At 63.4% G+C, this 25,140-nt stretch carries 23 protein-coding genes; 15 read left to right on the forward strand and 8 right to left on the reverse strand.

The genetic code is table 11. The features are described from left to right. A partial coding sequence (locus RT028_RS06540) for a HAMP domain-containing sensor histidine kinase (RefSeq protein WP_312933709.1) occupies nt 1–522 on the forward strand: 522 nt, incomplete at its 5' end. Between the two features lie 28 nt (nt 523–550). Here the strand turns inward: RT028_RS06540 and RT028_RS06545 are convergent. Then, entirely contained in the window at nt 551–1,357 is an 807-nt protein-coding gene (locus RT028_RS06545) for an HDOD domain-containing protein (RefSeq protein ID WP_312933711.1), read from the reverse strand. A 56-nt stretch (nt 1,358–1,413) separates the two neighbouring features. Further along, nucleotides 1,414–2,355, reverse strand: coding sequence for a folate-binding protein YgfZ (locus RT028_RS06550; RefSeq protein WP_312933713.1), 942 nt, complete (start codon nt 2,353–2,355; stop codon nt 1,414–1,416). Between the two features lie 157 nt (nt 2,356–2,512). Between RT028_RS06550 and RT028_RS06555 the strand changes: the two genes are divergently transcribed. Beyond that, nucleotides 2,513–2,767 (forward strand): succinate dehydrogenase assembly factor 2, encoded by a 255-nt coding sequence (locus tag RT028_RS06555; protein ID WP_312933714.1) that lies wholly within the window; start codon nt 2,513–2,515, stop codon nt 2,765–2,767. Further along, nucleotides 2,751–3,200: a protein YgfX gene (locus RT028_RS06560; RefSeq protein ID WP_312933715.1), complete on the forward strand. Its 450-nt coding sequence runs from the start codon at nt 2,751–2,753 to the stop codon at nt 3,198–3,200. Before RT028_RS06555 ends, RT028_RS06560 begins: the two co-directional genes overlap by 17 nt. 4 nt (nt 3,201–3,204) lie before the next feature. On the opposite strand, the gene nadB is transcribed toward RT028_RS06560, so the two are convergent. Further along, nucleotides 3,205–4,821 (reverse strand): L-aspartate oxidase, encoded by a 1,617-nt coding sequence (nadB, locus tag RT028_RS06565; protein WP_312933716.1) that lies wholly within the window; start codon nt 4,819–4,821, stop codon nt 3,205–3,207. A 430-nt stretch (nt 4,822–5,251) separates the two neighbouring features. Here nadB and rpoE point away from each other — a divergent pair, with 430 nt between their 5' ends. From rpoE to pdxJ, 10 genes are all read left to right on the forward strand, one after another. After that, the gene (rpoE, locus tag RT028_RS06570; protein ID WP_312933718.1) at nt 5,252–5,833 is read left to right on the forward strand and encodes an RNA polymerase sigma factor RpoE; all 582 of its coding nucleotides are present in this window, start codon (nt 5,252–5,254) and stop codon (nt 5,831–5,833) included. 31 nt (nt 5,834–5,864) lie between these two features. Continuing rightward, entirely contained in the window at nt 5,865–6,458 is a 594-nt protein-coding gene (locus tag RT028_RS06575; protein ID WP_312933719.1) for an RseA family anti-sigma factor, read from the forward strand. An 8-nt stretch (nt 6,459–6,466) separates the two neighbouring features. Further along, nucleotides 6,467–7,432 (forward strand): MucB/RseB C-terminal domain-containing protein, encoded by a 966-nt coding sequence (locus RT028_RS06580; RefSeq protein ID WP_312933721.1) that lies wholly within the window; start codon nt 6,467–6,469, stop codon nt 7,430–7,432. A 198-nt stretch (nt 7,433–7,630) separates the two neighbouring features. Next, nucleotides 7,631–9,034 carry a DegQ family serine endoprotease gene (locus tag RT028_RS06585; protein ID WP_409567190.1) on the forward strand — a complete coding sequence of 468 codons (1,404 nt, stop codon included), beginning with the start codon at nt 7,631–7,633 and terminating at the stop codon, nt 9,032–9,034. A gap of 228 nt (nt 9,035–9,262) precedes the next feature. After that, nucleotides 9,263–11,062: a translation elongation factor 4 gene (lepA, locus tag RT028_RS06590; protein WP_312933724.1), complete on the forward strand. Its 1,800-nt coding sequence runs from the start codon at nt 9,263–9,265 to the stop codon at nt 11,060–11,062. A gap of 5 nt (nt 11,063–11,067) precedes the next feature. Continuing rightward, nucleotides 11,068–11,922 (forward strand): signal peptidase I, encoded by an 855-nt coding sequence (gene lepB / locus RT028_RS06595; RefSeq protein WP_312933726.1) that lies wholly within the window; start codon nt 11,068–11,070, stop codon nt 11,920–11,922. Nucleotides 11,923–12,100: 178 nt separating this feature from the next. Beyond that, nucleotides 12,101–12,790 (forward strand): ribonuclease III, encoded by a 690-nt coding sequence (rnc, locus tag RT028_RS06600; RefSeq protein ID WP_312933728.1) that lies wholly within the window; start codon nt 12,101–12,103, stop codon nt 12,788–12,790. After that, on the forward strand, nt 12,783–13,685 hold the full coding sequence (gene era / locus RT028_RS06605; protein ID WP_312933730.1) for a GTPase Era: 903 nt from the start codon (nt 12,783–12,785) through the stop codon (nt 13,683–13,685). Before rnc ends, era begins: the two co-directional genes overlap by 8 nt. Before the next feature lie 54 nt (nt 13,686–13,739). After that, nucleotides 13,740–14,423 (forward strand): DNA repair protein RecO, encoded by a 684-nt coding sequence (recO, locus tag RT028_RS06610; protein ID WP_312933732.1) that lies wholly within the window; start codon nt 13,740–13,742, stop codon nt 14,421–14,423. Nucleotides 14,424–14,484: 61 nt separating this feature from the next. Beyond that, nucleotides 14,485–15,207 carry a pyridoxine 5'-phosphate synthase gene (pdxJ, locus tag RT028_RS06615; protein WP_409567191.1) on the forward strand — a complete coding sequence of 241 codons (723 nt, stop codon included), beginning with the start codon at nt 14,485–14,487 and terminating at the stop codon, nt 15,205–15,207. Between the two features lie 120 nt (nt 15,208–15,327). Here pdxJ and RT028_RS06620 read toward each other — a convergent pair whose 3' ends face one another. Beyond that, nucleotides 15,328–15,957 (reverse strand): TetR/AcrR family transcriptional regulator, encoded by a 630-nt coding sequence (locus RT028_RS06620; RefSeq protein ID WP_312933736.1) that lies wholly within the window; start codon nt 15,955–15,957, stop codon nt 15,328–15,330. A 202-nt stretch (nt 15,958–16,159) separates the two neighbouring features. Between RT028_RS06620 and RT028_RS06625 the strand changes: the two genes are divergently transcribed. After that, nucleotides 16,160–17,257 carry an efflux RND transporter periplasmic adaptor subunit gene (locus RT028_RS06625; protein ID WP_312933794.1) on the forward strand — a complete coding sequence of 366 codons (1,098 nt, stop codon included), beginning with the start codon at nt 16,160–16,162 and terminating at the stop codon, nt 17,255–17,257. Between the two features lie 6 nt (nt 17,258–17,263). After that, a complete protein-coding gene (locus RT028_RS06630) occupies nt 17,264–20,323 on the forward strand; it encodes an efflux RND transporter permease subunit (protein WP_312933738.1) in 3,060 nt (1,019 codons plus the stop codon). A 212-nt stretch (nt 20,324–20,535) separates the two neighbouring features. Here the strand turns inward: RT028_RS06630 and RT028_RS06635 are convergent, their stop codons facing one another. The 4 genes from RT028_RS06635 to plsB form a co-directional block, all read right to left on the reverse strand. Next, a complete protein-coding gene (locus tag RT028_RS06635) occupies nt 20,536–21,225 on the reverse strand; it encodes a DUF4197 domain-containing protein (protein ID WP_312933740.1) in 690 nt (229 codons plus the stop codon). Between the two features lie 35 nt (nt 21,226–21,260). Then, nucleotides 21,261–21,659 (reverse strand): YbaY family lipoprotein, encoded by a 399-nt coding sequence (locus tag RT028_RS06640; protein ID WP_312933742.1) that lies wholly within the window; start codon nt 21,657–21,659, stop codon nt 21,261–21,263. A gap of 69 nt (nt 21,660–21,728) precedes the next feature. Then, on the reverse strand, nt 21,729–22,439 hold the full coding sequence (locus RT028_RS06645) for a hypothetical protein (RefSeq protein ID WP_312933744.1): 711 nt from the start codon (nt 22,437–22,439) through the stop codon (nt 21,729–21,731). A gap of 79 nt (nt 22,440–22,518) precedes the next feature. Next, nucleotides 22,519–25,005 carry a glycerol-3-phosphate 1-O-acyltransferase PlsB gene (gene plsB / locus RT028_RS06650; RefSeq protein ID WP_312933746.1) on the reverse strand — a complete coding sequence of 829 codons (2,487 nt, stop codon included), beginning with the start codon at nt 25,003–25,005 and terminating at the stop codon, nt 22,519–22,521. Nucleotides 25,006–25,140 lie beyond the last annotated feature (135 nt).

The following is a 25,140-nucleotide window of genomic DNA, read 5'->3' on the forward strand; positions in this document are numbered from 1 at the left end:
GCCCACGGCACCGACCGGCTGACCCATCTGGCCAATCAATTGCTGTCGCTGGCGCGGGTCGAGCACGGCGCGCGGACCATCGCCGAGGGCGGCGCGCAGCCTCTGGACCTCACGCAACTGGCCCGCGAGCTGGGTATGGCCCTGGCGCCATTGGCCCATGCTCGTGGTGTGGCGCTGGCGCTGGAGGCCGAGGCGCCGGTGTGGCTCAAAGGCGAGCCGACCCTGCTCAACGAACTGCTGAGCAATCTGGTGGACAACGCGCTGGCTTACACTTCAGACGGCGGTACGGTGATCTTGCGCGTGCTGGCACCGGGCGTGCTAGAGGTCGAGGATGACGGCCCCGGCATTCCCGAGGCAGAGCGTGAGCGGGTGTTCGAGCGCTTCTACCGGCGCAGTGCGCAAGGGACCGGGCTGGGGCTGGCCATCGTCGGTGAAATCTGCCGCGCGCACCTGGCGCAGATCAGCCTGCATGAAGGCCGTAGCGGTGGGTTGAAGGTGCGGGTGAGTTTCAGCGCGGACTGAGCGCTCGGCCCGCGACGCACGCTGCGGCTCAGCCCAGCATCGCGCGTGCCTTGATCAGGTCGGCGACGTTGATTTCCGTGCCTGCGGGGAGCTTCAGGTGACGCCAGGCCGGCAGTGCAGTGGCGGGCAGGGCAGGGTCCTCCTGGCGCAGCTGCCGGGCGATCTGCACCACATCGATGTAGTCCGGGCGCAGGGTGGTGCGCTCGAGGTTGTCGATCTGGCTGGGCAACCTGACCAGTTGTTCGGGGAAGTCCCAGGCGCTGAGGATCTTGTCACCGAGCACGGGCTGGATGTGTTCGATGACGTAGTGCAGGCACACTGGATCGGCCAGCAGCTCATTGTGCTCTTCGGCGTAGATCAGCACCGGCAGGGCGCCGATCTGGTGCACCAGCCCGCCCAGCGCGGCCTGGTCCGGTTTCAGCGAGGTGTAGCGGCGGCACAGTTCATAGCTGATTCCGGCCACCTCCAGGCTACGGGCCCAAATGTCGCGCAGCTTGTCTTCGACCGATGGCGAGCGGGCATGGAAGATCTGCTCGATCACCAGGCCAATGGCCAGGTTGCAGCTGTAGTTCACGCCCAGTCGGGTAATGGCGGTATGCAGGTCGGTGACCTCGACCAGCGCGCGCAGCAATGGGCTGTTCACCACCTTGATCAAGCGCGCCGAGAGCGCGGCGTCCTGGCCGATCACCCGGCTCAGCGCCGCCACGCTGATCTCGCTGTCTTCGGCGGCCTCGCGGATGCTCAAGGCAACCTCGGGCAGGGTCGGCAGCAGCAGTTCATCGTTCTCGATGGCGGCAAGCAGCTGTGCTTGCACTCTCTCGGCCAACTTGTTCATGAAGGATCTCTACCGCGGTGAAGGGAGGCGGCCCTGGGCAAGCTGGGCCGGGCTGATCAGCGTTGGATTTCCCTGTCGCGGTCAAGTTCGTATGGCAACTGCAAGAGATTCAGGCGAGGGCCGTCGGCCGCACCCAGGTGCAGGTTGTCGTCGGCTACCGAGTCGGCACTGAGCACCGCCAGGAGTTCGCAGCCCTGACCGGTGCTCGCGGCCAGCACCACCTCGCCAACCGACGAGCCGTGGGTTGGCGAGAACACCTCGGTACCGGGCGCTGGAAGGTCGCCCTGGTCCAGTGCCAGACGATACAGGCGGCGTTTGAGCTTGCCCAGGTACTGCATGCGCGCGACGATTTCCTGGCCGGTGTAGCAGCCTTTCTTGAAGCTCACACCGCCCACGGCCTGCAGGTTGATCATCTGCGGGATGAACAGCTCGCGGGTGGCACCAAACACCTGGCCCAGGCCGGCACGCACCTGGCCCAGCAGCCAGTCGTTGAGCGTGCCTTGCGGCGCATGCGCGGCCAGTTGTTCACCTACCGCAGCGGCGTGTTCAGCACCGGCCCACAGCTCGACACGGCCAGGCGAGACGCGCACGGCCATCAACCCAGGCTGACGGGCGGTCGCGCCGGCGTTTTCTGCTACGTCCAGGCCCAGTGCCTGCAGTGCGGCATCGGCCTGGTGCAGGCCGAAGCGGGCCCAGGCGGCACTTTCATCGGTGAGCACCGCCTTGGAAAACACGGCGTATTTCTTCAGGTCGGCCAGTTGCAGGTCGAGCAGCTCGCTGGCCATGGCCAGCAGGAAACCCGTACCTTCGGGCAGGATGCGGAAGCTTGATTGCATGCGGCCCTTGACCATGCAGCGAGCGCCAAGACTGGCCTGTGCATCGTCAAGGTAGTTGAGGTTGCAGGTCAGTTGCCCCTGAAGGAATTTGCCCGCATCGGAGCCGCGGACGGCAAGGACGCCCTCGTGGCTCAGTGGGCAGTAGAAAGCAGAATCGGCCATGGGTCATCGCGGTCGCTATAAAGACTGGCGGCCATCATAGAACGGTGCTGACGAAATAGGTAGGCGGGCGCTTACGTGCAGTAACAGGGTGCGACCAATGCCCTGTGCCGCGCTGGGTGGCAGGCTGTATACTGCGCGGCCATTCGAGGAGGGCCCCATGGTCGAACAAACTGAACTCAACCGCCTGTTCTGGCACAGCCGACGCGGCATGCTGGAGCTGGACGTGCTGCTGGTGCCCTTCAGCCAGGAGGTCTACGCCACCCTCAGCGAAACCGATCGGCAGTTGTACACGCGCCTGCTCGAATGCGAAGACCAGGACATGTTCGGCTGGTTCATGGAGCGCTGCGAGTCCGAAGACCCGGAGCTGCAGCGCATGGTCCGCATGATCCTGGACCGTGTCCAACCCAAGTGAAACCTTCGCGTGCCGCTGGCACGGCTCGCGCCTGCTGCTGACGGCCTACCTGCTGTGCCTCGCCTTGGCGCTGTGCGCCGCGTGGCTCAGCGCCGCACCGGCGTGGCTGGCCAGCCTGATCAGCCTGGCCTGTGCCGCGCACGCCGGGTGGACGATCCCTCGCCGTATCCTGCTCACTCACCCTTCTGCCATCACCGGCCTGCGGCGCACTGCGCAAGGGTGGGCGGTGTTCAGTGTCAGTCAGGGTTGGCAGCCGGCGCGGCTGCGGCGTGACAGCCTGGTGCTGCCGCAGTGTGTAGTGCTGCGCGTCATCCGTCGCGGGCATTGGCTGAGTCAAAGCCAATGCATTGCCGCCGATGCGCTGCCAGCAGATCAGCACCGGCGCCTGCGCGTTCGGCTCAGATTCAGCCGCCGACGCTGGCAGGCGGCGTGAGGCGTCAGTGTCGGCTCAGGGTCGGGTCGAGCACGGTGTCGCGCGCTTCGGCGAGCATCTCGGGGTAGTCCAGCGTGTAGTGCAGCCCGCGCGATTCCTTGCGCTGCATGGCTGAGCGGATCATCAATTCGGCCACCTGGGCCAGGTTGCGCAGTTCGATGAGGTCACGGCTGACCTTGTAGTTGCTGTAGAACTCGTCGATTTCATCGAGCAGCATGCGCACGCGGTGCGCGGCTCGCTGCAGGCGCTTGCTGGTGCGCACGATGCCCACGTAATCCCACATGAAGCGCCGCAGCTCGTCCCAGTTGTGGGCGATGATCACGTCTTCGTCCGAGTCGGTGACCTGGCTGGCATCCCAGCAGGGCAGGGCGCGTGGCCTCGGGATGTGTTCGAGCTGGGCAATGATGTCCGCTGCTGCCGCGCGGCCATAGACGAAGCATTCGAGCAAGGAATTGCTGGCCATGCGGTTGGCACCATGCAGGCCGGTGAAGCTGGTTTCGCCGATGGCGTACAAGCCGGGTACATCGGTATGGCCATGCTCGTCGACCATCACGCCGCCACAGGTGTAGTGCGCGGCCGGCACCACCGGAATGGGCTGGCGGGTGATGTCGATGCCAAAGCCCAGGCAGCGTTCATAGACCGTCGGGAAGTGGCTCTTGATGAAAGCTTCGGGCATGTGGGTGATGTCGAGGTACACGCAGTCGACACCCAGGCGCTTCATCTCATGGTCGATGGCGCGCGCGACGATGTCCCGTGGCGCCAGCTCTTCACGCGCATCGAAGCGTGGCATGAACCGTTCGCCATTGGGCAGACGCAGCAGTGCGCCTTCACCGCGCAGGGCTTCGGTGATCAGAAAACTCTTGGCCTGCGGGTGGTACAGGCAGGTGGGGTGAAACTGGTTGAATTCCAGGTTGGCCACCCGGCACCCGGCGCGCCAGGCCATGGCGATACCATCGCCGCAGGCGCCGTCGGGGTTGCTGGTGTACAGGTAGACCTTGGCCGCACCGCCCGTGGCCAGCACGGTGAAGCGCGCGCCGAAGGTGTCGACCTCGCCCGTGCTGCGGTCGAGCACGTATGCGCCCAGGCAACGCTGGCCATTGAGGCCCAGGCGTCGCTCGGTGATCAGGTCGATGGCCACGCGCTCTTCGAGCAGCTCGATGTTCGGCCGCTGGCGCGCCTGTTGCAGCAGCGAGGTGAAAATCGCAGCGCCGGTGGCATCGGCCGCATGGATGATGCGCCGGTGGCTATGGCCGCCTTCGCGGGTCAGGTGGAATTCGTAGCCCCGTTCGTCGGAGCTGGCGTGCTCGTCGCGGGTAAAGGGGACGCCTTGCTCGATCAGCCACTCGATGGCCTCACGGCTGTGCTCGACGGTGAAGCGCACGGCGTCCTCATGACACAGGCCGCCGCCGGCATTGAGCGTGTCCTCGACGTGGGACTGAACCGTGTCGGTATCGTCCAGCACAGCAGCAACCCCGCCCTGCGCCCAGAACGTCGAACCATTGGCCAGTTCGCCTTTGCTCAACACGGCAATACGCAGTTCACGGGGCAGATTCAGTGCCAGGCTGAGACCGGCCGCGCCGCTGCCGATCACCAGGACATCATGTTGGAATTGTTGGCTCATGTCGGGACACTAGTATCTGGATGAGGTGAACGGCACAATAGTCGCGCGTAGGTGGCATTGTGAAACTATCGTGACCGAAGCCGGAGCGTCTTTATAGCAGTCCCAGGTGACTGATTTCCAACGGCGTTTGCACGCGTCGCGGGATTCAGGCGGGAACTTTCGGTGGTCGCCGGAAATCCTATGAAGGCTGCCCGCACGTCACAATTGCTGCGGCGACGCAGGGCAGCTGCTCTAACTGGGCGAAATCCTGCGTATTCGAGATTCTTAAGTCGAAATGGTCGATAAAGCGGCCATCTCGCTCATGCGAGCCGATAAAAGGCCGCAGGAAACTTGCTTGGAGGGGAGAACTTTTGCCTAAAGCCCGAGTCTATGTTTGCAAGCCTGAACGATGGGTTTTGCAATGCTCCTTCCAGACTACTGAGGAGTGTTCATGCTAACCCAGGAAGAGGATCAGCAGCTTGTCGAGCGCGTACAGCGCGGTGACAGGCGAGCGTTCGATCTGTTGGTGCTGAAGTATCAGCACAAGATTCTCGGGTTGATCGTGAGGTTCGTCCACGACACCCACGAAGCCCAGGATGTGGCGCAGGAAGCCTTCATCAAGGCTTACCGGGCGCTTGGAAATTTCCGCGGTGACAGCGCCTTCTACACCTGGCTGTACCGCATCGCCATCAACACGGCGAAGAACTACCTGGTGTCCCGCGGAAGGCGGCCACCGGATAGCGATGTGAGTTCCGAGGATGCGGAATTCTATGACGGCGATCATGGCCTCAAGGATCTTGAGTCTCCAGAGCGCTCACTGTTGCGGGATGAGATCGAAGGTACCGTCCATCGGACCATCCAGCAATTGCCCGAAGATTTGCGTACGGCACTGACTTTACGCGAATTCGATGGTCTGAGTTACGAAGACATTGCGAGCGTCATGCAATGTCCTGTGGGCACCGTGCGTTCGCGAATATTCCGCGCTCGGGAGGCCATCGATAAAGCCCTGCAACCGCTGTTGCAGGACTCCTGAGACAGCGGCGACAGCCAAGAGAGGAACCGCCATGAGTCGTGAAGCTTTGCAGGAATCGCTGTCCGCAGTACTGGACAACGAAGCGGATGAACTGGAACTGCGTCGGGTGCTCAGCGCCGCGGACGAGTCCGAGACCCGCGCTACCTGGGCCCGTTACCAGGTCGCTCGTGCAGCTATGCATAAAGAGTTGTTGATGCCCAAGCTGGACATCGCCTCGGCGGTTTCTGCAGCCCTGGCTGAAGAAGCGTCGCCGACGCCGGTCAAGCAGAACGCCTGGCGCAGTGTCGGCCGGCTGGCGGTCGCCGCCTCGGTCACCGTTGCTGTGCTGGCAGGCGTGCGTCTGTACAACCAGGACGAAATCACTGGCGCCGAGCTGGCTTCCCAGCAGCCCGCCCAGCAAAGCCTGAGCGCTCCGCAAGTACAAGGCCCAGCAGTGCTGGCCGGGTACAGCGAGAGCGGCGAGCAGCCGACCGGTCCAATGGCCAACGGCGTTCTGCAGAACCAGGCCGGTTGGGACAAGCGCATGCCAGGCTACCTGCGCCAGCACGCCCAGGAATCGGCGCTCAAAGGCGGCGAAACCGCACTGCCTTATGCCCGCGCTGCCAGCATGGATGACGCCAAGTAGGGAGAAGCATGCGCGCGCTAGCTTTCCTGCCGCTTCTGGTCGGCAGCTGCGTCGCGGTGCCGGTCCTGGCAGCCAATTCCTCGCCCCAGGCGGGCGAGTGGCTGACCAGGCTGGCGCAAGCCGAACGGCAACAGAGCTACCATGGCTCGTTCATCTACGAACGCAATGGTAGCTTTTCTTCACACGATATCTGGCACCGTGTCTCCGACGGCTCGACCACCGAGCGTTTGTCTCGGCTCGACGGGGATGCGCAGGAAATCGTGCGTGTGAACGGCAAGGTGCAGTGTGCGACCGGCGACCTCAGTTCCGAGGTGGACGGCTCGGGCAGTACCGCCCCCCGTGTGCTGGACCCCCTCAAGCTGATGAGCTGGTACGACCTGAGCGTTGCCGGCGAATCGCGCGTGGCCGGTCGGGAGGCGGTGGCCATCAGTCTCTCCCCGCGTGATCAGCACCGCTATGGTTTTGATCTTGACCTGGACAAGCAGACAGGTTTGCCCCTGCGCTCGTTGATGATCAATGACAAAGGCCAGCTGCTGGAGCGTTTCCAGGTCATTCGGCTGGAGACGCAACAAGCGCTGGGCGTCGATGCCGTGAAAGGCGGCATCGCCTGCAAGCCGCTCAAGTCCGCGCCTGTCTCCCCGCCTCCAGCAGTGGTGGGGTGGCGGTCCGACTGGTTGCCGGCCGGATTCGAGCTGGTTAGCAGTGCGACCCGTGTCGATGGCCAGGGTGGCCAGTCATTGAGCACCTTGATGTATGACGATGGCCTGGCGCGATTCTCGGTATTTCTCGAGCCCGCTCGGTCGGCCGATGGCAATGACATTCGTACCCAGCTTGGGCCGACTGCTGCTGTGTCGCGCCACCTGGTCACCGCCAAGGGGCCGATCATGGTGACCGTGGTGGGCGAGATTCCGCTCGGCACGGCCGAGCGCGTAGCCCTGTCGATGCGCCTTCAAGAGGCGCGTGCCAGCCAGTGAGTGCCCGTTTACACCTGCCCGGCGGCACATTATTGAAATGAAATTAACGCATTGTCATTTGCATTCCCCGGGTAAATTTTCTATAGGTCTGTCTTCTTGAGGTCTGGGTTGCCCTGCGTCAGCGGGCGCCTGACTGCTCATTGTGCTCGTTGTAACGGGAGTCGTATGTCGATACCACGCTTGAAACCCTATTTGTCGATGTTTGCCGCCGTGCTGATGCTCGGGCAGGTGCTCGTGGCCCAGGCCGAAGAAGCACTGCCGGACTTCACCACGCTGGTCGAGCAGGCTTCGCCCGCAGTCGTGAACATCAGTACCAAGCAAAAGCTGCCGGACCGCCGCGTGGCCGCTGGGCAAATGCCGGACCTCGAAGGCTTGCCACCGATGTTCCGTGAATTTTTCGAGCGCAGCCTGCCGCAGCAGCCACGCTCGCCCCGTGGCGATCGGCAACGTGAAGCGCAGTCGCTGGGTTCGGGTTTCATCATTTCGCCTGATGGCTACGTCCTGACCAACAACCACGTGGTGGCCGATGCCGATGAGATCATCGTGCGCCTGTCTGATCGCAGCGAACTGCAAGCCAAGTTGGTGGGCACCGACCCGCGTACCGATGTCGCACTGCTGAAAGTCGAAGGCAAGGACTTGCCTATCGTCAAGCTGGGTGACTCCGAGAAGCTCAAGGTCGGTGAGTGGGTGTTGGCCATCGGTTCGCCGTTCGGCTTCGACCATTCGGTTACCAAAGGGATCGTCAGCGCCAAGGGCCGCACGCTGCCCAACGACAGTTACGTGCCGTTCATCCAGACCGACGTGGCCATCAACCCGGGTAACTCCGGTGGGCCGCTGTTCAACATGAAAGGCGAAGTGGTGGGCATCAACTCCCAGATCTTCACCCGCTCCGGCGGCTTCATGGGCCTGTCTTTCGCCATTCCGATCGATGTGGCGCTGGATGTTTCCAATCAGCTGAAGAAAGACGGCAAGGTCAGTCGCGGTTGGTTGGGGGTGGTGATCCAGGAGGTCAACAAGGACCTGGCTGAATCGTTCGGCCTCGACAAGCCGGCAGGCGCCCTGGTCGCCCAGGTGCTCGATGACGGTCCGGCGGCCAAAGGCGGCTTGCAGGTCGGTGACGTGATCCTGAGCATGAACGGCCAGCCCATCATCATGTCCGCTGACCTGCCGCATTTGATCGGCGGCATGAAAGACGGCGACAAGGCCAAGCTGGAGATCATTCGCAACGGTAAACGCCAGACGCTCGACATCGCGGTCGGTGCACTGCCCGAGGAAGACGCCGACCTCGGCACTGGCGGCAAGAAAGAAGGCGCCGAGCGCAGCAGCAACCGTCTGGGCGTCTCGGTGGCTGAACTGACTGCCGAACAGAAGAAGACGCTGGAGCTCAAGGGCGGCGTGATGATCAAGGAAGTGCAGGAAGGCCCGGCCTCGCTGATCGGCCTGCGTCCAGGTGATGTCATCAGCCACCTGAACAACCAGGCGATTCTGTCGAGCAAGCAGTTCACCGACATCGCCAAGGACCTGCCGAAGAATCGTTCGGTGTCCATGCGCGTGTTGCGTCAGGGCCGTGCCAGCTTCATTACCTTCAAGCTGGACCAGTGATCCGGTCGTGAGCAGAACAGGGCAGCGCAAGCTGCCCTTTTCACAGGGGCACGATGGGCCGCAATGCTGCGCTGTCCTGGACGCTGAAGTCACCGTGCTGCAGCTCGACTGTACAGATCGGGTTACGGGTTAACTGATCGGGAATCTCCCATAACCTTGCGGCTTGGGGTACAATTCCCGGCTATTTTTCGCGGGCGTCCGGCTCGCAGCCTTTTCGAGTGTTGACCTGTGAGTGATTTGAGTCATATCCGCAATTTCTCCATCATCGCCCACATCGACCATGGCAAGTCGACGCTGGCCGACCGTTTCATCCAGCTCTGCGGTGGTCTCACCGCGCGCGAAATGGAAGCCCAGGTGCTTGATTCCATGGACCTCGAGCGCGAGCGCGGGATCACCATCAAAGCCCACAGCGTCACGCTTCATTACAAGGCGCAAGACGGCAAGACCTACCAGCTGAATTTCATCGACACTCCCGGCCACGTTGACTTCACCTATGAAGTCAGCCGTTCGTTGGCGGCCTGCGAAGGCGCCTTGCTGGTGGTCGATGCCGGGCAGGGCGTCGAAGCCCAGTCCGTGGCCAACTGCTATACCGCCATCGAGCAGGGCCTGGAAGTCATGCCCGTGCTGAACAAGATGGACCTGCCCCAGGCCGACCCCGATCGCGTCAAGGACGAGATCGAGAAGATCATCGGCATCGATGCCACCGACGCCGTGGCCTGCAGTGCCAAGAGCGGCATGGGGGTTGACGAGGTCCTCGAGCGGCTGGTCCAGGTCATTCCGCCACCGGTCGGTGACATCGACGCACCGTTGCAGGCGCTGATCATCGATTCGTGGTTCGACAATTACCTGGGCGTGGTCTCGCTGGTCCGGGTCCGTCAGGGCCGGGTCAAGAAGGGCGACAAGATCCTGGTCAAGTCCACCGGCAAGGTGCACCTGGTCGACAGCGTCGGTGTGTTCACCCCGAAACACACCCAGACCGCTGACCTCAAGGCCGGTGAAGTGGGCTTCATCATCGGCAGCATCAAGGACATTCACGGCGCGCCGGTCGGCGACACCCTGACCTTGTCCACCACCCCTGATGTCGAAGTGCTCTCGGGCTTCAAGAAGATCCAGCCACAGGTCTACGCGGGCCTGTTCCCGGTCAGCTCCGACGATTTCGAAGACTTCCGCGACGCGCTGCAGAAGCTGACGCTGAACGACTCTTCCCTGCAGTACATGCCGGAAAGCTCCGACGCTCTGGGCTTCGGCTTCCGTTGCGGCTTCCTGGGCATGCTGCACATGGAGATCATCCAGGAGCGCCTCGAGCGCGAGTACGACCTGGACCTGATCACCACCGCACCGAGCGTGATCTACGAGCTGGAATTGAAGACCGGTGAAACCATCATCGTCGACAACCCGTCCAAGCTTCCGGATGTCTCGTCGATCGTCGACTTCCGCGAACCGATCGTCACGGCCACCATCCTTGTGCCTCAGGAGCACCTGGGCAACGTCATTACCCTGTGCATCGAGAAGCGCGGCGTGCAACGTGACATGCAGTTCCTCGGCAGCCAGGTGCAGGTGCGCTACGAACTGCCGATGAACGAAGTGGTGCTCGACTTCTTCGACCGTCTGAAATCGACCAGCCGCGGCTATGCCTCGCTGGACTACCATTTCGATCGTTACCAGTCGGCCAACCTGGTGCGCCTGGACGTGCTGATCAACGGCGACAAGGTCGATGCCCTGGCATTGATCGTTCACCGCGACAACGCGGCCTACAAGGGCCGTGCGTTGACTGAAAAGATGAAGGAACTGATCCCGCGGCAGATGTTCGATGTGGCGATCCAGGCAGCCATCGGCGGCCAGATCATCGCGCGGACGACCGTCAAGGCGCTCAGAAAGAACGTACTGGCCAAGTGTTACGGCGGCGACGTCAGCCGTAAGAAAAAGCTGCTTGAAAAGCAGAAGGCCGGTAAGAAACGCATGAAACAGGTCGGCAACGTGGAAATTCCACAAGAAGCCTTCCTCGCCGTGCTCAGGTTGGATAGCTAGGTCCTATGTCGCTAAATTTCCCGCTGTTGCTCGTTCTTGCCGTAGCCGTGTGTGGTTTGCTCGGGCTTGTCGATCTGCTGTTCCTGGCGCCACGCCGGCGTGCAGCCATTGCCACCTATCGGGGCAGCGTCACCCAGCCTGAGCCTGCGGTGGTCGAGCGCCTCGACAAGGAACCGCTCCTGGTCGAGTACGGCAAGTCATTCTTCCCGGTGCTGTTCATCGTTCTGGTGCTGCGCTCGTTCCTGGTCGAGCCGTTCCAGATCCCGTCGGGTTCGATGAAGCCAACGCTGGAAGTGGGCGACTTTATCCTGGTGAACAAGTTTTCCTACGGTATTCGCTTGCCGGTGATCGACAAGAAAGTCATCGAAGTCGGCGATCCGAAGCGCGGCGATGTGATGGTGTTCCGTTATCCGAGCGATCCGAACGTCAACTACATCAAGCGTGTCGTGGGCTTGCCGGGTGATCAGATCCGCTACACCAACGACAAGCGCCTGTTCGTCAACGGCCAGGCCATTGCCGAACAACTGGTCGGCACCGAGCCAGGCAGCCTGGGCAGTGGCGAGCTGTACAAGGAACAACTCGGCGAAGCCGAGCACTTGATCCGCAAGCAGATGAGCCGCTACCGGATGCCGCCCGACCAGCAATGGACGGTGCCTGCCGGGCACTACTTCATGATGGGCGACAACCGCGACAACTCGAACGACAGCCGCTTCTGGGATGATCCGAACATTCCCCAGGCGCTGCACGGCATGGTTCCGGACCGCAACATCGTCGGCAAGGCGTTCGCGGTCTGGATGAGCTGGCCAGAGCCCAAGCTCAGCCACTTCCCCAATCTGTCCCGGGTTGGCCTGATCCACTGATTCACGGCGTCACCGATCCACTGCGGCGCTGTCGATCCGACAGCGCCGATTGCATTTCTGACATAGGCTGTGTTCTCTAGGATCAGAGAAATGCCATCGCAGTCTGGCGGTGGCCACAGCACGACAGTCTTCAGGACCTTGATTTGAACAACGCGTTGAACAACCTTCCGGGGGTGCCATGAGCGCGCCCCTTGACCGCCTGGAGCGCAAGCTCGGCTACACCTTCCGTGACCAGGAACAGATGCTCCTGGCCCTGTCTCACCGCAGTTACGCCGGGCGCAACAATGAGCGCCTGGAATTTCTCGGTGACTCGATCCTCAATTTCGTCGCCGCCGAAGCCCTGTTCGAGCGCTTCCCGCAAGCGCGCGAAGGTCAGTTGTCGCGCCTGCGCGCCCGCCTGGTCAAGGGTGAGACGCTCGCGCGCCTGGCCCGTGGGTTTGACCTGGGCGACTACTTGCGCCTGGGTTCGGGCGAGCTGAAGAGCGGTGGTTTTCGCCGTGAATCGATCCTCGCCGATGCCCTCGAGGCATTGATCGGCGCGATCTACCTCGACTCCGACATGCAGACCGTGCGCGAGCGCATCCTGGCCTGGTTGGCCGGTGAGTTCGAGAGCTTGACCCTGGTCGATACCAACAAAGACCCCAAGACACGCCTGCAGGAATTCCTGCAGTCGCGCGCCTGCGATCTGCCGCGTTATGAAGTGGTCGACATCCAGGGCGAACCTCACTGCCGCACCTTCTTCGTCGAATGCGAAGTGGCGCTGCTGAACAACAAGAGCCGTGGCCAGGGCGTGAGCCGGCGTATCGCCGAGCAGGTCGCGGCAGCCTCGGCGCTGATCGCCTTGGGCGTGGAGAATGGCAATGACTGAGAACACCCCGACCCGTTGCGGCTATGTGGCCATCGTCGGCCGGCCGAACGTGGGCAAGTCGACCTTGCTCAACCACATCCTCGGCCAGAAGCTTGCGATCACCTCGCGCAAGCCGCAAACCACTCGGCACAACATGCTCGGCATCAAGACCGAGGGTGATGTGCAAGCGATCTACGTCGACACCCCCGGCATGCACAAGGCCAATGACAAGGCCCTCAACCGCTACATGAACCGCACCGCATCCGCAGCGTTGAAAGACGTCGATGTGGTGATCTTCGTGGTTGACCGTACCCGCTGGACCGACGAGGACCAACTGGTGCTCGAGCGCGTGCAATACGTCACGGGCCCCTTGATTCTGGCGGTCAACAAGACCGACCGCATGGACGAGAAAGGCGACCTGATTCCGCACCTGCAATGGTTGCAGACGCAACTGCCGAATGCCGAGATCGTGCCGATCTCGGCCCAGCAGGGGCATAACCTGGAGTCGTTGGAAGCCTTGATCGCCAAGCACCTGCCCGAAGGTGAGCACTTCTTCCCGGAAGACCAGATCACCGACCGCAGCAGCCGCTTCCTTGCTGCCGAACTGGTGCGCGAGAAGATCATGCGCCAGCTCGGTGCCGAACTGCCTTACCAGATCACCGTCGAGATCGAGGAGTTCAAGCAGCAGGGCCATGTGCTGCACATTCATGCGCTGATCCTGGTGGAGCGTGACGGCCAGAAGAAGATCATCATCGGCGACAAGGGCGAGCGCATCAAACGCATCGGCTCGGACGCGCGCAAGGACATGGAACAGCTGTTCGATGCCAAGGTAATGCTCAACCTCTGGGTCAAGGTCAAAGGCGGTTGGTCCGATGATGAGCGCGCCCTGCGCTCGCTGGGCTACGGCGACCTGTAATCTTCCCTGAAACGGCCCGGACCTTCCGGGCCGTTCGCTTTGCAGGCCCCTGCCATGGACCATCCTGTCGGCCAACCGGCCTACGTGCTGCACAGCCGCGCCTACAAGGAAACCAGCGCCCTGGTGGACCTGTTCACGCCGCAGGGCCTGGTGCGCGCGGTGCTGCGGCGCGCCCGTGGCAAGGGCGGCAGTGCGATGCGCTCGTTCGTGCTGCTCGAAGTCGAATTGCGTGGACGCGGCGAGCTGAAAAACGTCAATCGCCTGGAAACCGTCGGCGTGGCCGCCTGGTTGCATGGTGATGCATTGTTCAGCGGCCTGTACCTCAATGAGCTGCTCATGCGCCTACTGCCCGTCGAGGCGCCGCACCCCGCGTTGTTCGAGCACTACCGCCTGACCCTGCAGGCGCTGGCCGAGGGTCGCGCGCTGGAGCCGCTGTTGCGTGCGTTCGAATGGCGCCTGCTCGACGAGCTGGGCTACGCCTTTTCCCTGACCCACGACCTCAACGAGCAACCCATCGTCGCCGAGGGCCAGTACCGCCTGCGTGTGGACGCCGGTCTCGAGCGTGTCGAACTGCCTCAGCCAGGCCTGTTCAGTGGCGTGCAACTGCACGCGCTGGCCGAGGCTGACTGGGAGGCTCCGGGCGCGCCGCTCGCCGCCAAGCGCCTGATGCGCCAGGCCTTGGCCGTGCACCTGGGCAGCAAGCCGCTGGTGAGCCGGGAATTGTTTCGCAAGCGCTGATCCCATCGTATGCTGTGCGGCTCAATCTTCAGGAGAGCCTTCCGTGACTCACAGCAACCGCATGCTTCTGGGCGTCAACATCGATCACGTGGCTACCCTGCGCCAGGCGCGCGGCACCCGGTACCCTGACCCGGTCAAGGCAGCGCTGGATGCCGAAGAGGCAGGCGCCGATGGCATCACCGTGCACCTGCGTGAAGACCGTCGGCACATTCAAGAGCGCGACGTCGTGCTGCTCAAGGAGGTGTTGCAGACCCGCATGAACTTCGAAATGGGCGTCACCGAAGAAATGATGGCCTTCGCCGAACGGATTCGTCCGGCGCACATCTGCCTGGTGCCGGAGACCCGTCAGGAGCTCACCACCGAAGGGGGCCTCGACGTGGCGGGGCAAGAGGCGCGGATCAAGGCTGCGGTCGAGCGTCTGGCCCGCACGGGGGCCGAGGTGTCGCTGTTCATCGACGCTGACCCGCGCCAGATCGAAGCCGCTCACCGCGTCGGCGCCCCGGCCATCGAGCTGCACACCGGTCGCTACGCCGATGCGCAAACGCCTGCCGAGATCGCTGAAGAGCTTCAGCGCATTGCTGACGGCGTCGCCAAGGGGGTAGAACTGGGGTTGATCGTCAATGCCGGGCACGGCCTGCATTACCACAATGTCGAAGCCATTGCGGCCATCCAGGGTATCAACGAGTTGAACATCGGCCATGCACTGGTGGCCCACGCCCTGTTCGTTGGTTTCAAGCAGGCTGTTGTGGAAATGAAGGCGTTGATCCTGTCGGCCTCCCGCTGAGCGGCACGCCTTGGTCAGGTCACTGCCCGCCGGCTGAACCAGGCGGCGGGTCGGGCACGCGCCAGCGTACGCCTGGCAAACGCCGCCCACCTGGCCATGGCCGCGCTGCGGCAGCGCCCGTCAGGCGCTGAATGCGCGGATGAACACGCCCACTGCGCTGCGTACGTGGGCTTCGGCTTCATCCCCGGTCAATGGCGGTGCGCAGCCCAGCAGCAATCGGTAGTCCGGCGCCCCCTTGACCAGGCAGAAGAAGTGCTCGGCGGCGCGCGGTGCATCCTCCACGTTCAGCCAGCCGCGCGCATCGAGCTTGTCGAGCAGAAGCGTCATGCCCGCCAGCACGCGCTGCGGCCCTGCCTCGTAGAAGTACTCGGCAAATCCCGGGTCCTGTGTGCCGACGGCCATGATCAGGCGGGTGAGCTGCACCGATTCCGGGTCGGTGATCAGCGCCTGAAAGCTGCGCGCGATGTCCAGCAGAACATCTTCGAGCTCGGCCTCTTCCGACAATTCGAACAGCAGGTCGGGCAGTTGCGCATTGCATGTGGCCATGACCGCCGCGCCGAACAGCGTCTGCTTGTCGGTGAAGTGGCTGTAGACCGTGAGTTTTGAAACACCCGCCGCCGTGGCGACCGCATCCATGCTGGTGTTGGCGTAGCCCAGGCTTAGAAACAGCTGCTTGGCGGCTTGCAGAATCGCCTCGCGCTTGATCAGGTCCTTGGGCCGTCCGGGGCCGATGGGGGAGTCGTTATGCATGGGTTTCCGTGTCAGAAGAGGTAGGCCATTCGCTTGAGGGGCCGTGCATCTTATCGGGTTGAGCGCCGCAAGACTGCAGGCATCGTCCACTCGACCAGATGATTTCTGTGTGACGCAGACTTCCCGCCCAGGGTTCCCTGATTTACTATACCGGCCAGTATAAATATTCGATTCCCTGCGCAGAAGGTCCCTTTCCATGACGATGCGTCACGCATTGCGGCTCGTGTTGCCCTTGGCCGCTTCCTTGCTTCTGGTGGGCTGCGGTGAGGACGCAGCCATCGCGTCGGCACCGCGCCCAGCGCTGGTGGTCCAGCCTCAGGCCAGCGGCGCCAGCGCTGCCAGTTATCCCGGCGAAGTGCGTGCACGCCTGGAGCCGCAGCTGGCATTCCGCATCCCTGGCAAGGTCACCCGGCGCCTGGTCGAAGAGGGCCAGCGGGTCAAGGCCAACCAGCCACTGGCTGAACTCGATCCGCAGGACGTACGCCTGCAAGTGCAGGCCAGCCGCGCCCAATTGGCCGCTGCCCAGGCCAACCTGGCGTTGGTCAGCGCCGAACGTGACCGTGCGCAGAAGCTGCTCGACCGGCAGATGGTCAGCCATTCGCTGTACGACAATGCGCAGAACCTCTACCACGCAGGTCAGGCCCGGCTGAACCAGGCCAGGGCCGAGCTCGAGGTGGCCGGTAACCAGGCCGAATACGCCGTGTTGCGTGCCCCGCAGGATGGCGTGGTGGCCAAGCGTCTGGTGGAAGTGGGGCAGGTGGTCTCCGCTGGCCAGACCGTGTTCAGCCTGGCGGTAGACGGCGAGCGTGAGGTACAGATCGGTCTGCCGGAGCAGCAGTTTGCTCAGGTGGCTGTCGGCCAGCCGGTCACCGTCGAGCTGTGGTCCCACCCGGGTCAGCGCTATGCGGGGCGCATCCGCGAGCTGTCACCCTCTGCCGATCCCCATTCCAGAACCTTTGCGGCGCGTATTGCCTTTACCGGCCGTGACACGCCGGCGCAGCTTGGCCAGAGTGCGCAGGTCTTCCTGGCGCCTGCCACGCAGACCACGTTGTCGCTGCCGTTGTCGGCGCTGAGCGCCGAGGCCGGGCAGCGCTACGTGTGGCGGGTGAACAGCGACAGCCGTCTGCAGCGTGTCGATGTCCGGGTAGGCCCGTATGGCAGTGACCGTGTGCCCGTGCTCGAGGGGGTCGGCGCCACAGACTGGATCGTTGCGGCAGGTGGCCATGTGTTGCGTGAAGGCCAGCCAGTACGCCCGGTCGACCGCAGCAATCGAACTGTGAAACTGGCGACCAAGGAGTAGGTCCGCATGTCGTTCAATCTGTCTGCCTGGGCGCTGCGCAATCGCCAGATCGTGCTGTTCCTGATGCTGTTGCTGGCGCTGGTCGGGGCGTTGTCCTACACCAAGCTGGGGCAAAGCGAAGACCCACCGTTCACCTTCAAGGCCATGGTCATCCGTACCTTGTGGCCGGGGGCTACGGCTGAAGAGGTCTCGCGCCAGGTCACCGAGCGCATCGAGAAGAAACTCATGGAGACCGGCGAATACGAGAAGCTGGTGTCCTACTCGCGCCCGGGCGAGTCCATGGTCACCTTCATCGCCCGTGACTCGCTGCACTCCGATGACATCCCCGAGCTGTGGTACCAGATCCGCAAGAAGCTCGTCGATATCCGCCACACCCTGCCACCCGAGGCGCAGGGCCCGTTCTTCAACGACGAGTTCGGCACCACCTTCGGCAATATCTACGCGCTCACCGGTGAGGGCTTCGACTACGCCGTGCTCAAGGATTACGCCGACCGCATCCAGGTGCAATTGCAACGGGTCAAGGACGTTGGCAAGGTCGAGCTGCTCGGCGTGCAGGATGAAAAGGTCTGGATCGAGCTGTCCAATGTCAAACTGGCCACCCTCGGCGTGCCGCTGGCTGCGGTGCAGCAAGCCTTGCAGGAACAGAACGCGCTGAGCGCCGCCGGCTTCTTCGAAACCGCCAGCGAGCGCGTGCAGCTGCGCGTCAGCGGGCGCTTCGACAGTGTCGAGCAGATTCGCCAGTTCCCGATCCGTGTCGGTGACCGCACCCTGCGCATCGAAGACATCGCCGAAGTCCGCCGCGGCTTCAACGACCCACCCGAGCCGCGCATGCGCTTCATGGGCGAAGACGCCATCGGCCTGGCGGTATCGATGAAGGATGGCGGCGATATCCTGGTGCTGGGCAAGGCGCTGGAAGGTGAGTTCGCGCGCCTGAGCCATGGGTTGCCGGCCGGCATGGCGCTGCGCAAGGTGTCCGACCAACCGGCGGCGGTCAAGGCTGGCGTGGGGGAGTTCATCACGGTGCTGGTCGAGGCGCTGGTCATCGTGCTGTTGGTGAGCTTTTTCTCCCTTGGCCTGCGCACGGGGCTGGTGGTGGCCTTGGCCATTCCGCTGGTGCTGGCGATGACCTTTGCCAGCATGCATTTTCTCGGCATCGGCCTGCACAAGATTTCCCTCGGCGCGCTGGTGCTGGCGCTGGGGCTGCTGGTGGACGACGCGATCATTGCCGTGGAAATGATGGCGATCAAGATGGAGCAGGGCCTGGACCGGGTCAAAGCTGCCAGCTTCGCCTGGACCAGCACCGCCTTCCCGATGCTGACCGGCACGTTGATCACGGCTGCGGGCTTTCTGCCGATCGCCACGGCGGCCTCCAGCACCGGCGAATACACCCGCTCGATCTTCCAGGTGGTGACGCTGGCGCTGTTGGCCTCCTGGGTCGCGGCGGTACTGTTCGTGCCGTACCTGGGCGATCGGTTGCTGCCGGACCTTGCCAAGCGCCACGCCGCGCGCCTGCACGAGGGCCATGGCGATCCCTACGCCACACCGTTCTATCAGCGGGTGCGCCGCGTGGTGGCCTGGTGTGTGCACCGGCGCAAGACGGTGATCGTGCTGACCGCCGCCGCCTTCATCGGCAGCATCGTGCTGTTCCGCTTCGTGCCGCAACAGTTCTTCCCGGCCTCGGCACGGCCGGAGCTGATGGTCGATATCAAGCTGGCCGAAGGCGCTTCGTTGCGCAATACCACCGAGCAGGTCGAGCGCCTGGAGGCGTTGCTCAAGCACCAGCCGGGCATCGACAACTACGTGGCCTATGTGGGCACCGGTTCGCCGCGCTTCTACCTGCCGCTCGACCAGCAGTTGCCCGCCAACAGCTTTGCGCAGTTCGTGGTACTGGCCAACTCGCTGGAGGACCGTGAGGCGTTGCGCAGCTGGTTGATCGAGACCCTGACCGAGCAGTTCCCGGACCTGCGCTCACGGGTCACGCGCCTGGAGAACGGCCCGCCCGTGGGTTATCCGGTGCAGTTCCGGGTCACCGGCGAGCACATCGAGCAGGTCCGTGCACTGGCTCGACAGGTGGCGGCCAAGGTCCGCGAGAATCCGCACCTGGTCAATGTGCACCTGGACTGGGAAGAGCCGAGCAAGGCAGTGTTCCTGCAGATCGATCAGGACCGCGCCCGTGCGTTGGGCGTGAGCACCGCGCAGCTTTCGCGCTTTCTGCAGAACACCCTGACCGGCGGCACCGTCAGCCAGTACCGCGAAGACAACGAACTGATCGAAATCCAGTTGCGCGGCACGTCCCAGGAGCGCGCAGACCTCAGCCAGCTGGGCAGCCTGGCGATCCCCACGGAGCACGGCAGCAGCGTTGCTCTGGCCCAGGTGGCGACCCTGGAATACGGTTTCGAGGAAGGCATCATCTGGCACCGTGAGCGCTTGCCGACGGTCACCGTGCGCGCTGACATCTACGACAAGGAGCAGCCGGCAACGCTGGTGCAGCAGATCCTGCCGGGGCTGGAATCGATTCGCGCGCAGTTGCCCGACGGCTACCTGCTGGAGGTCGGTGGCACGGTGGAGGATTCCGAGCGTGGCCAGGCATCGGTGAATGCCGGTATGCCACTGTTCATCGTGGTGGTGCTGACCCTGCTGATGCTGCAACTGCGCAGTTTCTCGCGCACCGTGATGGTGTTCCTCACCGCTCCGTTGGGGCTGATCGGCGTCACCCTGTTCCTGCTGATCTTCCGCCAGCCGTTCGGCTTCGTGGCGATGCTCGGCACCATCGCCTTGGCGGGGATGATCATGCGCAACTCGGTGATTCTGGTGGACCAGATCGAGCAGGACATCGCCGCCGGGCTGGACCGCTGGCAGGCGATCATCGAAGCCACGGTGCGGCGCTTCCGGCCCATCGTGCTGACGGCGCTGGCGGCAGTGCTGGCGATGATTCCGCTGTCACGCAGCGTGTTCTACGGACCGATGGCGGTGGCCATCATGGGCGGGCTGATCGTGGCAACGGCGCTGACCCTGCTGTTCCTGCCGGCGTTGTATGCGGCATGGTTCCGGGTCAGGAAAAGCTAGAGGCACAGGCGGCGGGGGCGCCAGATGAGGCCCCCGCCGCCGGCGTCAGAGCCCGCCGAAGACTTCCCTGGCCAGGTTGTCTGTGGATGTCCTGAGGCTGATGCGAGACCTGGCCAAGGACCGTACGGACCGAGACCGGCGTCCATTACTTCAAGCGGATCGCAGCGCAGTACCACTGGCGGGGGCGCCAAGTGCGGCCCCCGCACTCGGCGTCAGAGCGCGCCGAAGACTTTCTTGGCCAGGCTGGTGGCGGCCTGGGCCGGGTTCTGACGAATGCTCTGCTCTTGCTTGCCGATCATCTCGAACAGGCCATCCAGGGCTTTTTCGGTTACGTAGTTCTCGATGCTGGCGCTCTTGGCGTCGACCACGCCGAGTGCTACGGCTTGCCCTGCGAAGCTGTTGTACTGCTTGGCCAGGCCAACCTGATCGGTGGCTTGCTTGACGATCGGCATGAACTTGGCGCGAATCTGCTCGCGGCTGGTCTTGTCGAGGTACTGCGTGGCCGATTCCTGACCCCCGCTGAGAATGCCCTTGGCGTCTGCCACGGTCATCTTCTTCACCGCGTCGACCAGAATTGCCTGGGCCTGTGGTACGGCGGCTTCGGCAGCCTTGTTCATACTGGCCTCAAGGGCGTCTACCTGCTCGCCCTTGCCGAACATCTTCATGGCCTTGGCGGCCTTGCCCAGCTTGCCTGGCAGCTCGATGCGCACATCGGGGTTGTCGTTGAAGCCGCCGGGCGTGCCGAGCTGCTTCACGGCAATTTGCGCACCTTGGGTCAGGGCATCTTTGAGACCACCGGAGGCATCGCGCTGGCTCAGGTCGCTGAGAGACAGGGCCAGCGCGCTGGCCGAAAGCAGCAGGCCGGCGCACAGGGTGGTCAAGCGCAGGGAGGAACGGATCATGAAAGCGTCCTTGTAGAGCGGAATGGAAAGCAGCGTCAGCGGGCCGGGTCGAGCTTGATGCGTAGCGGCTGCGCATCGTGGCCATCGAGGTTCACGGCCTGCTGAGTGGTGTTTATGAACAGCAATTGACCGTCCAGTTCGATGCGAGCGCTGACCGCGTAGCGGTGGCCCGGTTTGATCTGCCTGGGGTCGTAGCTGAGCTGGAAGGGCAGCGGCACATTGCCGTTGACTGGGCCGGCCTGCCTGGCCAGGGTGACGGCGGGTGCGTCCATCAGCGAAACGTCCTGCAGTTCGACGCTCAAGGTGGCCGCAGGCGGCAGCGGGATGCGTTGCAGGTAGAAGACTTCGCCGGCCAGGCTGGCCTGAACGGGCGGGGTGGGGGTAGAGCAGGCTGCGAGCAGGGAGGCGCAACACAGCATCAGCAATTTCTTCATGGAATCTCCGGTGTCCTGGGCGCTGGCTGTTGGCCAACCCCAGGACTGTAGCGGATTTTCCTCGGTGAATCAGTGGCGCAGCGCGTGCAGAATCAGTGCGGACAGGTCAGGCGGGGTGGTCAGGTCCAAGTCGTTGATGACGTACCCTGCAAAGATCGTGCGCTGCTCAAGGTCATACAGCCGGATATCCAGCTTGAGTTCCTTGCGACCCGGCACTACGTTCGGATCGATGCACAGCGAGAAGGGCGCGCGTTTTTTTGCATCCTTGATCAGCAGGGAGTGTTCGGCCAGGTTGCCGGCGTAGTGGTAGTTGTTGCTGCCATCCTGCTCGGCGAGGATTACAGTGGCATAGAGGAAGACCGGTGACTGGCACAGCTCTGCCGGGAGGACGACGTGCCCGTTCAAAGTGCACAGGTTTTCCCGGGTCGGCGTGGCGGGCGAGTCTGGGCTGATGCCAGTCGGTGCCCCCAGCTCCAATTCCAGCTTGCCCAGCGCGAGATGGGACAGGGGCATGATACAGGTTGTGCGGGCCAGTTCCGTACGGGCTCCAGTACCAGAGATATAGCGCGCTTCCAGGGTTACCAAGGCGTTGGGGTTTACGCCTTGTTGATTCAGGTAAAGGCGGAACGGCCAAGAAGACCCTCTGACCTGCGTGCTGCAAAAGCCGAGCACTTGCCCAGCCGCGTCGCTCACCGTGACGGTCATCTGCGGCCAGTCATCTTTCAGGTCAGTGATAGCGGGTGGGTTCAGAATACCGGTAATTTCAATAGTGTCGGACATGTCATCTTTCCTCGAAATGCGTGTGTGATGAAGCACGCCGATGCTGCAGCCTTGCTGCGCCTGGTAGCAGGCTGAACCATTACCCCTGCACGACATCCGCCGGTTCGTCACGGTGCAGCGCGACCTGTCGGATCGACAACCTGAGCTCGGCCGACAGCACCCGTTTGGCCACCCCTTCGGCCAGTTCGCCGAGTTTGTCGTGGAAGCCCAGCGTGTCATTGCCGTCCACGCGCAACACGCCTTGCTCGATCAGGGTCTGGATGAAGTGGCGGAACAGGGTCTTGTCGAAGAACTCCGGGGCATTCAGGCCATGCAGAATCGACAGGCGCTGGGCCATGGTCACGCACAGGTTTTCCAGTGCTTCGGCGGTGAGGGTATTGCGGCCGCTGCTGAGCAGCAGTGAGGTGGCCATGTAGAACCGCTGCAAGGTCTGGGTGATGGACCGCGCCAGCAAGGTCAGCAGCACGAACTGCCGTGAGCTTGGCGCAGGGCGCAGGTACACATCGTTTTCCTGGCGCAACAGGCCTTGCTCAACCAGTGCCGCCAGCCACTGATCGATCACCTCATCGAGCTGCTCCGGCGTCCAGCGCAGGAACAGCTCCGCCTGCAGATAGGGGTACAGCGCCAGCACGTACTGCTTGAGCAGCACGCGGCTCATGCGCGAGCTGCTGATGAAAAAGCTCGCCAGCAGCGCGGGCAGGGCGAAGATGTGCAGCACATTGTTGCGGTAATAGGTCATCAGCACCGCATTGCCTTCGTCCAGATAGAGGATGCGGCCCAGCGCGTCTTTCTGTTCGGCCAGCAGCTTCATCTCGCGCACGTGTTCGATCAGCGCCTGGCCGTCGCCCTCGGGCAGGGTGGTGTGCTCGGAGTACGGGACCTGACGCAGCAGCGCCAGGTACAGGTCAAGCACGCGCACCAGGGCGCGCTCATCCAGGGCCAGGCGGCTGGTGGACAGCAACGCCAGCGCGACCAGGTTGACCGGGTTGACCGCTGCCGCTTCGTTGAGGTGGCGCGCCACGGTTGCGCCCAGTTGGGTGGTGGCCGCACTGAGCCAGTCCGGGCGAAACGCCGGGGCATACGCCTGATCACGCCAGCCCGGTTGCTGCTGGTCGAGGAAGGCGCCCAGGCGAATCGGCTCGCCGAAGTTGACGTAGACCTGGCCAAAGCGCTGACGCAGCGCGCCGAACACCTTGAAGATGTCGAAGATCGATTCCTTCTTCTTGCTCGCCCCGCGCAGCTCGCCCAGGTAGGTGCGACCTTCCAGCACCCGTTCATAGCCGATGTACACCGGCACGAAGGCAATCGGCGTGCGCGAAGAGCGCAGGAAACTGCGCAAGGTGATCGCCAGCATGCCGGTGCGCGGCTGCAGCATGCGCCCGGTGCGCGAGCGCCCGCCTTCGACGAAGTACTCCACCGGGAAGCCCTTGCTGAACAGGGTATGCATGTACTCGTTGAACACGGCGGTGTACAGCGGGTTGCCCTTGAACGTGCGACGCATGAAGAACGCCCCGCCACGGCGCAGCAGGCCGCCGACCACCGGCATGTTGAGGTTGATGCCTGCGGCGACATGGGGCGGTGTCAGGCCGTTGCGGAACAGCAGGTAGGACAGCAGCAGGTAGTCGATGTGGCTGCGGTGGCAGGGCACGTACACCACTTCGTGGTCCGGCGCGATGGCCTGCACCTGTTCCAGGTGGTTGACCTTGATGCCGTCGTAGATCTTGTGCCAGAACCAGCTCAGCACCACTTCCAGAAAGCGGATGACGGTATAGGTGTAGTCCGAGGCGATCTCGTTGCCATAGCGCAGCGCCAGGGCTTCGGCCTTTTCATAGGTGATGTGCTGGCGCTCGGCTTCATCGCGGATCGCCTGGCGTACCATCGGATCGTGCACCAGGCCCTTGACCAGGTTGCGCCGGTGCGACAGGTCCGGGCCGATGACCGCACTTTTCAGGTTGCGGAAATGCACGCGCATCAGGCGCTGGGCCATGCGCACGGTGCGCTCGTGGCCCTTGTTGTGCTGCACCAGCTCGCGCAACTGGATGGGCGCGGAGAACTGCACGCGGGTCTTGCGGCCGAGGATCAGCACGGTCAGCAGCCGGCGTAGCCGCCCGGTGACCGCCCAGCTGTCGGCGAACAGCAGTTTCCACGGGCTCGATTCACTTTCTGGCGACTGCCCCCAGAACACGCTCACGGGAATGATCTGCGCGTCTTCCTCAGCGTGCTCGCTGAGTACCGAGACCAGGCGCTCCAGGGTCGGCGGCGCGCCGCGCTTGTCGTGGCGGCCGAGCCAGTCCGGGTCGGGCGTGAGGTAGAAGAACGCGGCCGGCTCCTTCAGCGAGCCGACGGCCACCGGCAGCACCGGGCGCGGCAGCCCCGCCTTGGTGCACTCGTGATCGAGCACCGCCAGGTCGGTCAGCGCCGGCGAGGGCAAGACATAGAACACCGGCCGGCTGCGGTCCAGGTTCAGCGGGGTCGAAGACTGATTGATGGTTTCGGAGCGCACCCACAGGTACAGGACGCGGCGCAGGGCGCTGAAGATCAGGCGACGCAGAGGAGAACGTGTCATTGGCGGCGGGCCCTGGAATAAGGAGTTCGGGTGAAGGCAGTGAGTGTGCTGGCGAAGCACGAGTTCAGCCAAGCCAATGCGGAGCGATCGTTGCGTATCAACATTTCTTTTTCGACTATCAGCCATCCGGCCTGC

The organism is Pseudomonas sp. (assembly GCF_032058845.1).
GTDB lineage: Bacteria > Pseudomonadota > Gammaproteobacteria > Pseudomonadales > Pseudomonadaceae > Aquipseudomonas.

Bases quoted from the DNA above. Each gene is read 5' to 3' on its own strand.
- lepB (WP_312933726.1), top strand. From the start codon at position 11,068: ATGTCGCTAAATTTCCCGCTGTTGCTCGTTCTTGCCGTAGCCGTGTGT.
- RT028_RS06630 (WP_312933738.1), top strand. From the start codon at position 17,264: ATGTCGTTCAATCTGTCTGCCTGGGCGCTGCGCAATCGCCAGATCGTG.
- plsB (WP_312933746.1), bottom strand. From the start codon at position 25,005: ATGACACGTTCTCCTCTGCGTCGCCTGATCTTCAGCGCCCTGCGCCGC.
- RT028_RS06635 (WP_312933740.1), bottom strand. From the start codon at position 21,225: ATGATCCGTTCCTCCCTGCGCTTGACCACCCTGTGCGCCGGCCTGCTG.
- rpoE (WP_312933718.1), top strand. From the start codon at position 5,252: ATGCTAACCCAGGAAGAGGATCAGCAGCTTGTCGAGCGCGTACAGCGC.
- RT028_RS06550 (WP_312933713.1), bottom strand. From the start codon at position 2,355: ATGGCCGATTCTGCTTTCTACTGCCCACTGAGCCACGAGGGCGTCCTT.
- RT028_RS06645 (WP_312933744.1), bottom strand. From the start codon at position 22,439: ATGTCCGACACTATTGAAATTACCGGTATTCTGAACCCACCCGCTATC.
- RT028_RS06640 (WP_312933742.1), bottom strand. From the start codon at position 21,659: ATGAAGAAATTGCTGATGCTGTGTTGCGCCTCCCTGCTCGCAGCCTGC.
- pdxJ (WP_409567191.1), top strand. From the start codon at position 14,485: ATGCTTCTGGGCGTCAACATCGATCACGTGGCTACCCTGCGCCAGGCG.
- nadB (WP_312933716.1), bottom strand. From the start codon at position 4,821: ATGAGCCAACAATTCCAACATGATGTCCTGGTGATCGGCAGCGGCGCG.
- RT028_RS06575 (WP_312933719.1), top strand. From the start codon at position 5,865: ATGAGTCGTGAAGCTTTGCAGGAATCGCTGTCCGCAGTACTGGACAAC.
- RT028_RS06555 (WP_312933714.1), top strand. From the start codon at position 2,513: ATGGTCGAACAAACTGAACTCAACCGCCTGTTCTGGCACAGCCGACGC.
- RT028_RS06585 (WP_409567190.1), top strand. From the start codon at position 7,631: ATGTTTGCCGCCGTGCTGATGCTCGGGCAGGTGCTCGTGGCCCAGGCC.
- rnc (WP_312933728.1), top strand. From the start codon at position 12,101: ATGAGCGCGCCCCTTGACCGCCTGGAGCGCAAGCTCGGCTACACCTTC.
- RT028_RS06545 (WP_312933711.1), bottom strand. From the start codon at position 1,357: ATGAACAAGTTGGCCGAGAGAGTGCAAGCACAGCTGCTTGCCGCCATC.
- recO (WP_312933732.1), top strand. From the start codon at position 13,740: ATGGACCATCCTGTCGGCCAACCGGCCTACGTGCTGCACAGCCGCGCC.
- RT028_RS06580 (WP_312933721.1), top strand. From the start codon at position 6,467: ATGCGCGCGCTAGCTTTCCTGCCGCTTCTGGTCGGCAGCTGCGTCGCG.
- era (WP_312933730.1), top strand. From the start codon at position 12,783: ATGACTGAGAACACCCCGACCCGTTGCGGCTATGTGGCCATCGTCGGC.
- RT028_RS06625 (WP_312933794.1), top strand. From the start codon at position 16,160: ATGCGTCACGCATTGCGGCTCGTGTTGCCCTTGGCCGCTTCCTTGCTT.
- RT028_RS06620 (WP_312933736.1), bottom strand. From the start codon at position 15,957: ATGCATAACGACTCCCCCATCGGCCCCGGACGGCCCAAGGACCTGATC.